Genomic DNA, 13,569 nt, shown 5'->3' with positions numbered 1-13,569 from the left:
TTCAAAGATCCATTATAAGGATAGCGTGCTTTCGTCTTTTGCTTCGCCATCACGAATTGGTAAAGTACCAACAAACTCACCAAAATTCTGGTAACGCCTCTTATGTCAGCCTTTAATTTAGCGTCTTTTATTGCCAACAACAACCAAGACGAAGCCCAAAAAATCCTCCACAACGCGATGAAATCTTTCGATAATATTGCCATTTCGTTCAGTGGCGCAGAAGACGTTGTCTTGATCGACATGGCGGTAAAAGCCAACAAAAATGTCGCTGTTTTCTCTCTTGATACCGGGCGCCTACACCCAGAAACTTACCGTTTTATGGAGCAGGTTCGCCAGCACTATAATATCAATATCGACATTCTTTCACCGGACCGAGAGGCCCTAGAAACGTTTACACGGCACAAAGGCTTATTTAGCTTTTTTGAAGAGGGGCATAAAGAGTGCTGTGGCATTCGCAAAGTTCAGCCGCTCAAGCGCAAACTCGCCACCCTCGACGCTTGGATCACAGGACAACGCAAAGACCAAAGCCCTGGAACACGAAATGTCTTAGCGTTCGCTGAAAAAGACAGCGCATTCAGCCACGACGAAAAAACCTTGTTCAAGTTTAACCCGCTGGCAAACTGGTCTTCTGAGGATGTGTGGAATTACATTAAGATGTTTGATGTGCCGTACAATGAACTGCACGCAAAGGGGTTTACCAGCATTGGTTGTGAGCCATGTACTCGCCCTATTCTACCGAATCAACACGAACGCGAAGGCCGCTGGTGGTGGGAAGAGTCGGACAATAAAGAGTGTGGTTTACACGTTGGCAATCTGATCCCAACGGCGCAACCATAAACACCCTAACCCGCACATGCGCTTAGGAAGTACCCAGAAAACGGCTCCCCACGGGTCAGCCGTTTTTGGTGGCGGTGAAATGGTTATTCTTGTTTATGTCAATGTTCTTACTGACATTCGTGCCAATATTGGCGTTGAAATTTGTATTCGTATTGGCGGCAAGAAACGATTGCCAAGAATTTTTAAAACCGTCATAGCATATTTCAAGCTCTTGAATGTGCTTAAGAAGCACTTCACCGGCTAGCGTAATCGCCGTCGTACGACCATGTCGAACGAATAACGGCTCACCCAAGCCACGCTCTAATTTTTGGATATGTTGACTCACCGCCGGCTGCGTCAGTCCAAGTTGTTTTGCGGTTTTCGTAAAACTGCCCGTTTCAACCAAAACCTGAAATGTGAGGAGATGTTGTGTGTTTAGCATAAAGATTCCTTATATTAAAGCGCATTATGCCCAAGGCCTTCTGTGCCAGCATTGACCTAGATCGTGTTTTCATGAAAGACTCAGAATTATTCACTCTACGGATTAAGAGCATGAACCACACACACGACGAAATGTTACCTTGGCATGAAAGACAATCCGGTCACCAGACATCTCGTCACAACGATTACCGCACGCCTTATCAACGTGATCGCGCTCGCATCATCCACAGTGCCGCGTTTCGTCGCCTACAATCCAAAACACAGATCCTTGCTATTCGACAAAATGACTACAGCCGAACCCGACTCACGCATTCTTTAGAAGTGGCCCAAATTGGCAAAGGCCTTGTTCACCAGCTCAAACACAGCACCGCCCCCGAGGCCGCCTTTCACCCTTGGCTCGCCGACGACACGCTCATAGAAACCATATGCCTAAGCCACGACATTGGGCATCCCCCTTTTGGGCATGGGGGAGAAGTCGCCCTAAATTACATGATGCAATCCGATGGGGGCTTTGAAGGTAACGCCCAAACATTGCGAATTTTGGGCAAACGCGGCTCCTATTCACCAATTTATGGCATGGACGTGACCCGCCGGACCCTTTTAGGGACATTAAAATACCCCGTATTACACGCGAATGTGGTGGGTACTTACCCTTCTAAGCTGGAAAATTTTCGTCAGTTCAAAGCCTCTGACTGGTCTCCACCAAAATGCGTTTATCAAGACGAGCACGATTTATTACAATGGATTACTGAACCTTTTAACGCCACAGACCGGGCTTTATTGCACGAGGTTAACGAGGCAGAAACAAACAGTTTTTTTGATAACAAACGCCCTAAAACCCAACATGCAAAAGCCAAACACGCTAGTTTTGACACCAGCATCATGGACCTGGCCGACGACATTGCTTATGGCGTGCACGATTTAGAAGACGCAATCGTGTTGGGCATGGTCACCAAAGACATGTGGCTCGAACATTTAGAACCTAAACTCGCGGCACTGGCGTCTCCTTATTTCACTGACAACCTAAATGATTTACGCAGCCAGCTTTTTAGTCGACAAAGTCATTTACGAAAAGAAGCGATTGGGAGTTTAGTCAGCTGGTTTATTACCTCTTGCCAGGTCATAGAAAAGTCGCAGTTTGACCACCCATTACTGCGCTTTCAAGTCGGCTTACCTGAGGGGCAGCGTCAAGCATTGTCATTGTTAAAGCAATTTGAAATGCAACACATCATCCAACGACCAGAAGTGCAAATGCTGGTTTACAAAGGCCAACAAATGTTACTGGAAATGTTCGAAGCATACAGTGCAGACCCCGCCCGTTTGTTACCTCGTGAGATCGCAATCGAATGGCAAAAAAGCCAAGACACAGATGAAAATGGCCTCCGTATTATTTGCGACTATATGGCGTCAATGACGGACGATTACGCCAGTCGTATGTACAATAAACTGTTTGTTCCAAGCCTAGGGTCGGTGTTTGAGCCTATGTAATACACGAGGTGCAACTCGCCTCGAGACAGGCACACGACGCACAGAGTCGACCCGTTAAATCTATTACAAAAATAAACACAATGGTATGCGTCAGATTACGCCTTTTGTGATTCAATACGGCAAATATTAGATTTCCTGCGTTTAATGGACATCTTAAACAAACTTACCTATCTTTAAATACCATTACCTTGTTGAGGATCCTTTTTCTAATGTCTAAAACCATCCTAATTGTCGACGATTCCGCCTCTGTTCGCCAAGTTGTCAGTATGACACTCAAAGCCAGCGGCAACACCGTAATCGAAGCGGTAGATGGCGCTGATGGCCTGAGAAAACTCAAAGGACAGCGTGTTAACTTAATTATCAGCGACGTCAATATGCCGGTTATGGACGGTATCACCTTTGTCACAGAGCTTAAAAAAGACCCTGCACACAAATTCACTCCTGTCCTGATGCTGACAACCGAATCAGATGCTTCTATGAAAGAAAAAGGCAAAGCCGCTGGTGCCAAAGCATGGTTAGTTAAACCCTTCCGTCCCGATGTTTTGCTGTCCGCCATTTCAAAATTAGCTTAATTAATCAATTACTTAAGGGGAATGGAGAAAAGTATGTCCGAAATGTGTCACTGGAAAGCCCCTACTACCCTCACCATCTACGAAGTAAGCGAGTTGCCGGACGTGCTAAGCGACATAGCCACTCGAGGCGACGCTTGGTCTATGGATTTAGCTGACCTTAGTGAAATTGATTCCTGCGGTTGCCAACTATTAATGCTTATTCGTCATGCGGCGACCTTGTCTGCAAAATCACTTGAATTCATCAATGTGGATACAGCCTTGAGACAGCAACTGTCTCTGTTTGGTGCCGACACGATCTTTGAAAGTGCGTTGCCACAGGCAGAATCGCCTAAGCAGATGACAATATGAATGATTTATTAACGGTTTTTCGCGAAGAAGCCTTCGAACACATCCAAAATTTAGAAGGTGCGCTGTTAATTTTGGAAGATAACCCAACCGACCAACAGCACATTAATGTGGCTTTTCGTGCGATGCACACCATTAAAGGTTCGGCGGGCATGGTGGGCTTTGATCATTTATCGAGCTTCACTCACAATCTTGAGTCTTTATTCGAGCAGGTCCGAGCCGGCAGCCTAATCTTAAACTCCGATTTGATCAGCTTAATATTAAGCTGCCAAGACCATATTCTAGGCCTATTGGAAGACGTTACGCCAAGTAAAGAACAAGCCAGTCGCAGTGAATTTTTAACCAATGAGTTACGTCAATACCTTCAACAAGATGAAACAACAAACGACGCTCAAACCGCGACAACAGGTGATAACGCCACAAGCATTACAGCTCAAGGCGAAGATGACACCGAGTCGGATAAAAAACGCTGGCTTATACAGATCAAACCCGCTTCGAAAACCTTTCAAGAAGGCTTTGATATTATGCCCATCCTCAAAGAGCTCGCCTCTTTGGGTGACATTGACGTCAAGACAACACTCAACACCCACGTCAATAATGACATTATTGACGTGACGCTGTGTTATGTCGAGCTTAGCATCCAACTCGACACCGACGTCAATCTCATGAGCATAGAAGATGTCTTCATCTTCGTCGTAGACGACTGGCAGATTGACATCACGGCGCAGAACAACACGGCGAACCACAGCATTATTGATACGCCAGACGCTCGCACTGACGACGCTGAGATTGAAACCGAAATGGCCATAGAACAAAAGCCGACCTCGTCTGGCGCGATTCAAGCCATTAGTCAAGCCTTGGCGACCGTCAAAGAAGCCAGTCTTGCCAATATAAATACCAGTAATGCCGGCTCCAGTAATACGCCACGCAGCAAAACACATAGCGAAGAGCAAAGCATTAAAATCCCCGTTAATAAATTGGATATTTTAATGAATTTGGTCGGCGAATTGGTTACTGCTCAGGTAAGGCTGGAACAGCTGGCCAGCGACATCGGCCATGAAGACTTGTTAACCGTCACAGAAGAAATGAATCGCTTAAGCACCGATTTGCGTGATACCGCATTTGATATTCGAATGCTGCCAATCGGAACCACGTTTGCCCGTTACAAACGCCTTATTCGCGACCTGAACAAAGAGTTAAACAAAGAGGTGGTACTGGAAACCTCAGGCGCAGACACAGAATTAGATAAAATGGTGCTCGACAAGCTCGGGGACCCTCTTATTCATTTGTTACGCAACAGCATGGACCATGGCATTGAATCGACTGCAGACAGACTGGCCAATGGTAAATCGGCTCGGGGTACGATCATGCTGTCGGCGTCGCACAGTGAAGGCCAAATCTTAATTACCATCAGTGACGACGGTGCTGGACTCAACACCACACGCATTGAACAAAAAGCCATCCAAAAGGGATTGATCCCTGCCGATCACGATTTGTCTGAAGAAAAGCTGCATCAGCTGATATTTGAAGCAGGCTTCTCGACCGCTGACACCATTTCAGGTGTATCTGGTCGTGGCGTAGGCATGGATGTCGTGCGTAATTTTATTGATGAACTGCGCGGTCGTATTCGCATCGACAGCGTGCGCGGCAAAGGCACACAAATTCGAATTTTTTTACCGATGACATTGGCCATTATTGAAGGACTAATGATCAGGGTTGGAGAAGAAAAATTCATCCTTCCATTGTCCATAGTTGAAGAGTGTATCGAAACGAACGGTAACACTCCGACTCAGGAGAATGGCACGTTATTGCTGCAGCAACGTGGACAGCACTTCCCTTGCGTTCGCTTGCGGGAATATTTTGGTATACCTTCAGAGAAAATCATGATTGAACAGACGGTAGTTACCAATGTCGGTGACGGAAAGTTTGGCATTATCATCGACGAAGTAATTGGACAACAGCAAACCGTCATAAAGAGCCTTGGTAAAATTTACCAAAACTCGGTTGGCATAATGGGTGCAACCATAACCGGTGACGGTGGTGTTGCAATGATATTAGATGTAATGGAACTGGCTGAAGAACTCAAACGCCACAATCAACACTGACATAGGTAAATCACATGTTTATAAATCGCGTCACCATGAAAAATCTGCTTATTGTTGGATTTGCCTTAATGATCCTGCTAATAGGGGTTTCTAGCTACGAAGGCATTAAATCAGCCACCAACATTTACGACAGCCTCACTCGTATCGTCGATCGCCCTGCCGAAAAAGTACGTTTAGCCGCGCGTATTCGTCAAGATGGGTTAGCGCTAGATGGAATGATCCGCAGTATGATTCTGACCTCAGAAAGAGCGGAGATGGTCACCATTAAAACGCGCATGGATGAGCGCGGGACAGAACTTGTGGGGCGTATCAAGCGCTACCAAGAAATCATCAGTGACAGTGAAATAGACGCCGTTAAAACGCTACAAGACACCACCAATAGCTACATCAGCGTTTTGGATCAGATCAGCACCTTGGCGCTATTAAACTCAAATGTTCGCGCCAGAGCCTTGTTTGATGAACAACAACGTCCACTTTTTGCCAAAATGTTTGATACTGTCACCGTTGGAATGGACAACGCTTTACTGCAAAGCAGCCAAAGCGCGGCTCGTTTCGACAACATAGTTGATCAAAACGATACGACTAACCAAATACACGCCTTGACCAATTTACAGCGCAAAACACAAGCTTTCCAGACGCTCTTACGTGACTTTATTGTGACCACTGATGCGACGTTAATGGCTCAGTACAGCGATACGCTGACTAAAATCAAACTCGATATTAACCAGGCATTCAGTACCTTGGGCAATACCTCGTTTGACAAAACACGGCTAGAACAATTTAAAACAGATCTCGAAAGCTATTACACTGTCTCGTCACAAGTCATGATACTCAGCCTAGAGAATGGCAACAGCCGCGCCCTAGACATGACAAACAACCAAGCTAGCCCTTTGCAATTGGCGATCTCAGATCAATCTGTCATATTGGTTGATACGGCTGAATCCATGATGGCAACACTGGTAACCGAAGCTGGAGCCTTATTTGTCAGCACTCGTACTTTGCTGCTCGGTATGTTGGCGGCATCGCTATTAATTGCCTTACTCATCGCCACTATTATTGTCAAACGTATCAATCTAGTCGCACGTATCGCAACGCGAATTGGCGAAGGTGATTTGAATATCGAATTCGACACCAAAATGGACGACAAAGACATTTACGGCGTGCTTCGTAACATGAACGCGAAGCTGCGCGATGTGGTGTCTGAAATCAAAGAAGCATCAGACAATGTCACGACTGGCAGTATCGAACTGTCCAGTACTGGGCAACAGATTGCTCAAGGTTCTACGGAACAAGCCGCGTCTCTGGAAGAGATTTCGTCCGCAATGGAAGAGATGTCTTCTAACATTGCTCACAGTGCAAACAATGCTCGCCAGACAGAGCAAATTGCCCGTCAAGCGGCCGTAGATGCTGAAAAAACCGGCGGTGCGGTTACTCAATCGGTTGTCGCAATGAAAAACATTGCTGAAAAAATCAATATCATTGAAGAAATTGCCCGCCAAACGAACTTGCTCGCACTTAACGCCGCAATCGAAGCTGCACGGGCTGGCGAACACGGCCGTGGCTTTACCGTGGTCGCCGCCGAAGTGCGCAAATTGGCGGAACGAAGCCAAAATGCAGCGGCTGAAATCGTCGAACTGTCCAGCAGCAGCTTGTCAATTTCTGAACAAGCCGGAAAAATGCTGAATGAACTGGTTCCAAACATTCACAAAACATCTGACCTTATCCAAGAGATCAGCGCGGCGTCGATCGAACAAGATAAAGGCGCTAGTGAGATTACCAAAGCGATTCAACAGCTTGATCAAGTGGTACAACAATCGGCCGCCGCGGCTGAAGAAATGGCCGCAACATCGGAAGAGTTGTCCGCTCAAGCAGAGCAAATGAACAGCACTATGGAATTCTTTGTGGTTGATGGCTCCGACTCTAAAAACCATGGCAAGAAAATCCCTAAAACACCAAACAAGGGAAATAGGGTTAACAGTAAAGTCAAACATGGCGGAACAGTTAAAAGCGTTGAGAAAAGAGCCTCTTCATCCAAAGGCGTTGACATAGATTTGGACGACGATGACGACTTTGTCAAATATTAAGGAGCCCACCTTATGACGACACAAGTTTCACCAAACACTCAGCAGCAGGACCCTAACTTGCAAATATTAACTTTTGTTTTGGACAACGAGTGGTTCAGTACTGAGATCCAACACATACAAGAAGTATTGGAGTACCGGCGTGTCACGCCGGTACCCCGTACCCCGTCGTATATGTTGGGGGTCATTAACTTGCGCGGCAAAGTCGTGCCAGTCATTGATCTTAGAGACTACTTTGGCTTAACCATCACCACCCCCACGGTAAACAGTTGCATTATTATTGTGGACATTATGATTGAAGGTGAAGAAGCCTTTATTGGTTTACTCGCTGACAGTGTTCAGGAAGTACTTGAACTGACTGCTGATCAAATTCAGCCAGCGCCAAGTTTAGGGGCACGCATCAAAACTAAATTCATTAAAGGCATCATACGACAGGAAGAAGACATGATCATCTTGTTGCATCTCGCCAATGTCTTTAACGGGGACGATCTCGCAGAGTTAAAAGAAATGACCGGTACGCCCATGAAAAGCGACAATGGTTAAGGGTTAATCTCGCTTTTTTACACACAACAACAATAAGCATCAATAAGCAACAAGTGGGCACAATGAGCAGCAGCATGGTTCAATCAGATAATCTAACCCCCAAAGATCATCAGCGTGTTGCTGAATTTATTGATGCGGCGGTAGGCATTCAGTTACCGTCCCATAAGCGTTCCTTGATTGAGTCCCGTTTGCGTAAACGCCAAAAAGTCAATAACATGGCGACCTTAAGCAAGTACATAGATTACGCCTTGGCTGATAATAGCCCAGAAACCATCATGCTTATTGATGCGTTAACCACAAACAAAACCTATTTTTTTCGTGAATCGAGTCACTTTGATTATATCGAATCCTTTTTAAGCCACAACGCAGAATTTAAAAACAAAACATTGCGCGTCTGGAGCGCTGGTTGCTCAACAGGGGAAGAAGCCTTTTCTTTAGCGATGATTTTAGAAAGCCTGCGCAGAGACCGTCATATTTCGGATTTTCGTATCGACGCAACGGACATTTCTGTCAGTGTATTGCAGACAGCAAGATCTGGCGTTTATACCGAAGCTCGCATTGAGTCCATACCCGAATCAATGCGAAAGCTGTATCTGTTAAAGAGCCGTAATAGTGAGAAAAAACTTTACAAAATGTGTAAAGAACTTCGTCAAAAAGTGTTTTTTGATGAGTTTAATCTCATCACGGATACTTACCCAAAATCCGGCAGTTATGACCTCATATTTTGTCGTAATGTCATGATTTATTTTAACAATGAACAACGCAATAATATGATCAGACACTTTAATAATAGTCTAACCGACGAAGGGGTCTTTTTTATTGGTCACTCAGAAGGTCTTACGGGCAATAACGATATTTTTAAGCAGATCATACCCACCGTTTACCGCAAAGTGTCTAACGCCTCTCACCGCCATAGTGTAGATACCTAATGACTTTACCTAACTCAACTAAAAATAAAATCAGTGTTTTGGTTATCGACGACTCCGCTGTAGTTCGCCAAACGTTGACTGAAATCATCAATGCCAGTGGAGACTTATATGTGCTCGACACCGCGGCAGACCCGTATATAGCGGTCGACAAAATCCGCCAGCAAGCACCCGATGTCATCACCCTGGACATAGAAATGCCTCGAATGGACGGCATCACTTTCTTAAAAAAAATCATGAAACAACACCCACTTCCCGTGGTCATTTGCTCCTCTCTTGCAACCGCCAACAGCCATACGACGCTGAGTGCGCTGGAGCTTGGTGCGATAGAAATCATTCAAAAGCCAACATTGGGCACCAAACGTTTTTTAGAAGAAGCCTCGCTGTTGATTACCGATGCGATTAGAGCCGCGGCGAAAAGCAAACCTCAGCCGCGCTTAACGCTACAAAAGCAACCCACCGCCAAACTCAATGCCGATGCCGTCATCAGCTACCAGCAAACAAGCGCCAGCAAATCCATGGCGGCTACCACCGAAAAGATCATTGCTGTCGGCGCATCAACCGGTGGTACAGAAGCCATAAGACAATTGTTAGAAGCCATGCCGCTGGATTGCCCAGCCATAGCCGTTGTACAGCACATGCCTGAAGGGTTCACCAAATCTTTTGCTGAACGTTTAAATAAATTGTGCAGTATAAATGTAAAAGAAGCCGTGGATGGTGACCCTTTATTACGTGGTCACGCTTTAATTGCCCCTGGCAACAAGCATATGCTGATAAAACGCAGCGGGGCTCGCTATTATGTGGAAGTGAAAGATGGCCCCTTGGTATCACGCCACCGCCCTTCTGTTGACGTTTTATTTCGCTCTGCTGCTCGCTATGCCGGTGCAAACGCACTGGGGACTATTCTTACCGGCATGGGTGACGATGGCGCCAATGGCATGCTAGAAATGCACACCGCTGGCGCTTGGACAGTGGCGCAAAATGAAGCCACTTGTGTCGTGTATGGCATGCCCAAAGAGGCGGTTAAACGCAACGCGGTTGATCGAGAACTTCCGCTATTAGAAATAGCGGGCAATTTAATCCGCAAATCTAAGGAATTATCGTCGTGAGCTCTACGTTCGAACAGCGTTTACAAGACAGCCCCAATGACAAGATTGTGGTCCATGCTGGTGAATTAGTCTTTGGCAAAGGTAAAAAGCCCATTTTCACCTTGCTTGGTTCGTGTATTGCTATCACTTTATGGCATCCAAGACACCGGTTTGCAGGTCTGTGCCACTTCGCCTTACCTGAAAAGCCACCAGAAGCCCCAGCTAAACTCGATGCCCGTTATGCGCGAGATTGCTTGAAGCTCTTTGAACAAGCCGCCGCTGATAGAGGCACTCAGCTTAAAGAATACCGTGCGAATATTTTTGGCGGTGGCAACATGCTGCACAAACACGCGGCCAACAGTGGCCTTAGTGGTTTAGAAGCCGAATGGGAAAAGCAACCTATTGGTGAAAAAAACGCCGCCGTTGCTTTTGAGTTACTGCTTGAGGTCAATTGTAAAATTTTAAAAGTAGACGTCGGTGAGTTCGGTTATCGCAAGGTGTACTTTGACCCTTACAGCGGGGAATCATTTGTGGAATACAACAGCGTCATTAAAAACTAACGACGATTAATACTAAACCCTATCAATGAGTTCTAAAAAGAGCGCTTAAAAAAGCGCTCTTAGTGTAGTTTGGGTCAGATTTTTACGAGAAGTGAATGTGATAAACATTTAACGTACTCTATGATCGTTAATAAATTCTATGATCGTGAATAAGCTTTATCGGTAATACAAATACACCGAAATCATATTGCCCTGTTCGTTTAGCTGAACCCGATCCGCCAACTCTTTCACAATGGTTAAACCACGACCAAAAAACGAATCTTTATCCCCCGTCACCTTATCGAATTTAAAGCCTGCGCCAGAATCTTTTACTTTAATACAAATTTCTTTAGTTTCCGCATTAAACACAAAACCAAAAGTCAGCTGACTTTGCATGGTCAGTTGCTGTAGTTTTTCGGCTTTATCGGAATAATAAGTAAAAAACCCACCGTCTGTTTGTTTAACCGTACTGTCCAGGTCTAATATTCCGTGCTCAATGGCATTGGATATTAACTCTGTTGTGATTAGCGAAATTTTCTGTACAACTTTTTCATGAAAATTCTTTGAATGTAAAACTGAACAGAGCATATGTGTAATATCAACCACATCAATAATAGAGCCGTTTAAATCCAAATCAACGGCAAAACTCTCACTTGATACCACATATTCAGAGGAAAGCGTTAAATCCCCTAAACTGAAGAAGTTAAGATCAAACAGCACAATCGAAATATCGTCATGTACCATGGAGATTTTATTTTTTAATGACGATTCTAGCTCATAAAAAGCCGTGTCAATGTTGTCGAAATCAATCACGTCCTTCACATCATCAATAGAAAATTGACCCGATATTTGCAATGTTTCCGACAGACCATCTGAATGCATTAACATATGAGTAAAAGAACTAAAGTCCACAGTCTCTATGTTAATACTGAGCCTATCATTAGCAAAAATACCCAGTGCCAAATTGCTAGACACCACCTGTTGAGTCGTTTCATTAAAATGGTTGTATAAATTCACTGCAGGCATACCACCGTTCCAGAAACTCACTTCCTGATTATAGGGGTCCAATCTAACGATAGTCGCTGCCACAAACCGATCATCTGGTAAACAACGCTCTAGCAGTCCATTTAATTTCAGCACTATTTTGTTCAGTGGGGCATTGCCACGGGCCATGTTATAAAAAGGCTCCACAATTGGCATTAACGACGTGGCAGCGGCTAAACCATGGCCCATTGCATCGGCCAGCATAAAATACCAGCAACCATTCGAGGCTTGGGCTTGCAACAAGTTATCCCCACAAAAAACAGACTCACTGCTGATAAAGCTCTTTAGTCCAGGGCAAAACTTATTGTGCATTTCAAACAAAGAATTAAACGCATGCAGTGCTAAACCTTGGTCTATTTTTTCCTGTTCTAATTTTTTTTCTAACTGGTGTTTTTGTTGCCGCAATTTACTGTCGGTTAATATTTTATCCAATACCCGAACGCATTTTATCCATAATAAATCCATAACAATCGGTTTTCGGATAAAATCGTCAATGCCTTTATCATACGCATCGATAAAGAACTGACTTTTTTCACTACCAGTGACCATAATAATGCCACAGTAAGGGTTCACTTTCTTAAACTGATCAAACAAATCCAACCCACACCCATCGGGTAGCTGATTGTCTAAAATGACCACGTCAAAACGATTCAAAGGGTTGCTCAAATAGTCAACCGAAGCCTGATACGAATGTAGCAAAGTAAAAGTGAGTGATTTTCGAGTGAAATAGTCGGCATACAAAGCGCAAAAAACCAGATCATCCTCTACGATAACAATGTGATACTCATTGTTATCGTAGAGGATATCAAGCGGTTCCATAGGCTTAAGATTAAGTACGAAATGACCGGAATAAAACGACCCGATATTAATAGGCTGGAGGTGCACCGAAAAAACCATGGGGTTATCTATGCCAACAGAAAAATCATCAATGAAAGTGGTATTGTTCTTCAAAGAATCAGAAAACCGTTTTATCGTGGCATCACTGTTATTTGAATTGGCCAATAAATCATAGAAATTTTTATATTTGTGACCATTGTCACTGTAGGTTTTATCAAAATGAATATTCTCATGAAGAATAACGCCATTTTTATCTATACCTATAATAAGATTGTCAGAGTATTCGTATATTGACTCTAAAAACACACTGTCTTGCCGTGAAATTACATCATACGTTTTATCTTTCAAAAATGCGGTGTATAAAATCTTATCACCGTAGTGAATTTTAGAAATAGATAATTTCGCGTAAATGGTATTGCCTTTAGAACTTAAAAATTCAACGTCTCGACTGGTACCAACAATTTTATCGACACCCGTCGCACGGTTGTTGTCCACGTAAGCGTCATGGTGATGACGAATCGCGGCAGGAAGCAACATGTTGACATTTTCACCCAATACCTCGGCTCTGTTGTACCCCCACAAAGCTTCTGCCGCAGCGTTAAAAAAAAACACCGCATTATTTTCGTCAATGCAAACGACCGCATCAAGTGCTTGCTCCAGCGTTTGTACGAGTATTCCCGCGTCGTGGTCGGTGTGAAAAACGTCATGTGACATGGTTGCTACCTAAAAATTGAATGCACAGTA

General features: G+C 44.5%; 12 protein-coding genes. 10 read left to right on the top strand and 2 right to left on the bottom strand.

Features of this window, described 5'->3' with window-relative positions:
* Positions 1–102 precede the first annotated feature (102 nt).
* Positions 103–837, top strand: a complete 735-nt coding sequence (locus tag FXV75_RS06175) for a phosphoadenylyl-sulfate reductase (RefSeq protein ID WP_148831677.1) — start codon at positions 103–105, stop codon at positions 835–837.
* A 55-nt stretch (positions 838–892) separates the two neighbouring features.
* Here the strand turns inward: FXV75_RS06175 and FXV75_RS06170 are convergent, their stop codons facing one another.
* On the bottom strand, positions 893–1,258 hold the full coding sequence (locus FXV75_RS06170) for a LysR family transcriptional regulator (protein WP_148831676.1): 366 nt from the start codon (positions 1,256–1,258) through the stop codon (positions 893–895).
* A 110-nt stretch (positions 1,259–1,368) separates the two neighbouring features.
* On the opposite strand from FXV75_RS06170, the gene FXV75_RS06165 reads away from it, so the two are divergent.
* The 9 genes from FXV75_RS06165 to FXV75_RS06125 all read left to right on the top strand — a co-directional run bounded on the left by FXV75_RS06165 (position 1,369) and on the right by FXV75_RS06125 (position 10,965).
* Positions 1,369–2,745, top strand: a complete 1,377-nt coding sequence (locus tag FXV75_RS06165) for an anti-phage deoxyguanosine triphosphatase (protein WP_148831675.1) — start codon at positions 1,369–1,371, stop codon at positions 2,743–2,745.
* A gap of 209 nt (positions 2,746–2,954) precedes the next feature.
* Positions 2,955–3,317 carry a response regulator gene (locus tag FXV75_RS06160; RefSeq protein ID WP_148831674.1) on the top strand — a complete coding sequence of 121 codons (363 nt, stop codon included), beginning with the start codon at positions 2,955–2,957 and terminating at the stop codon, positions 3,315–3,317.
* 33 nt (positions 3,318–3,350) lie between these two features.
* On the top strand, positions 3,351–3,665 hold the full coding sequence (locus FXV75_RS06155) for a lipid asymmetry maintenance protein MlaB (protein ID WP_187424859.1): 315 nt from the start codon (positions 3,351–3,353) through the stop codon (positions 3,663–3,665).
* Entirely contained in the window at positions 3,662–5,767 is a 2,106-nt protein-coding gene (locus tag FXV75_RS06150) for a chemotaxis protein CheA (protein ID WP_148831672.1), read from the top strand. Before FXV75_RS06155 ends, FXV75_RS06150 begins: the two co-directional genes overlap by 4 nt.
* A gap of 14 nt (positions 5,768–5,781) precedes the next feature.
* Positions 5,782–7,851, top strand: coding sequence for a methyl-accepting chemotaxis protein (locus tag FXV75_RS06145; RefSeq protein WP_148831671.1), 2,070 nt, complete (start codon positions 5,782–5,784; stop codon positions 7,849–7,851).
* 12 nt (positions 7,852–7,863) lie between these two features.
* Entirely contained in the window at positions 7,864–8,391 is a 528-nt protein-coding gene (locus FXV75_RS06140) for a chemotaxis protein CheW (RefSeq protein ID WP_148831670.1), read from the top strand.
* Positions 8,392–8,453: 62 nt separating this feature from the next.
* The gene (locus FXV75_RS06135) at positions 8,454–9,320 is read left to right on the top strand and encodes a CheR family methyltransferase (protein WP_148831669.1); all 867 of its coding nucleotides are present in this window, start codon (positions 8,454–8,456) and stop codon (positions 9,318–9,320) included.
* The gene (locus tag FXV75_RS06130; protein ID WP_148831668.1) at positions 9,320–10,426 is read left to right on the top strand and encodes a chemotaxis response regulator protein-glutamate methylesterase; all 1,107 of its coding nucleotides are present in this window, start codon (positions 9,320–9,322) and stop codon (positions 10,424–10,426) included. The genes FXV75_RS06135 and FXV75_RS06130 overlap by 1 nt, the downstream gene beginning before the upstream one ends.
* On the top strand, positions 10,423–10,965 hold the full coding sequence (locus FXV75_RS06125; RefSeq protein WP_187424858.1) for a chemotaxis protein CheD: 543 nt from the start codon (positions 10,423–10,425) through the stop codon (positions 10,963–10,965). The genes FXV75_RS06130 and FXV75_RS06125 overlap by 4 nt, the downstream gene beginning before the upstream one ends.
* 156 nt (positions 10,966–11,121) lie before the next feature.
* Here the strand turns inward: FXV75_RS06125 and FXV75_RS06120 are convergent, their stop codons facing one another.
* Entirely contained in the window at positions 11,122–13,539 is a 2,418-nt protein-coding gene (locus FXV75_RS06120) for a SpoIIE family protein phosphatase (protein ID WP_148831666.1), read from the bottom strand.
* Between the last annotated feature and the right edge of the window lie 30 nt (positions 13,540–13,569).

This window comes from Marinomonas sp. IMCC 4694 (assembly GCF_008122525.1).
GTDB lineage: Bacteria > Pseudomonadota > Gammaproteobacteria > Pseudomonadales > Marinomonadaceae > Marinomonas.
The sequence above is the reverse complement of the archived record's forward strand: the minus strand, read 5'-3'. Positions and strand labels throughout refer to the sequence as shown.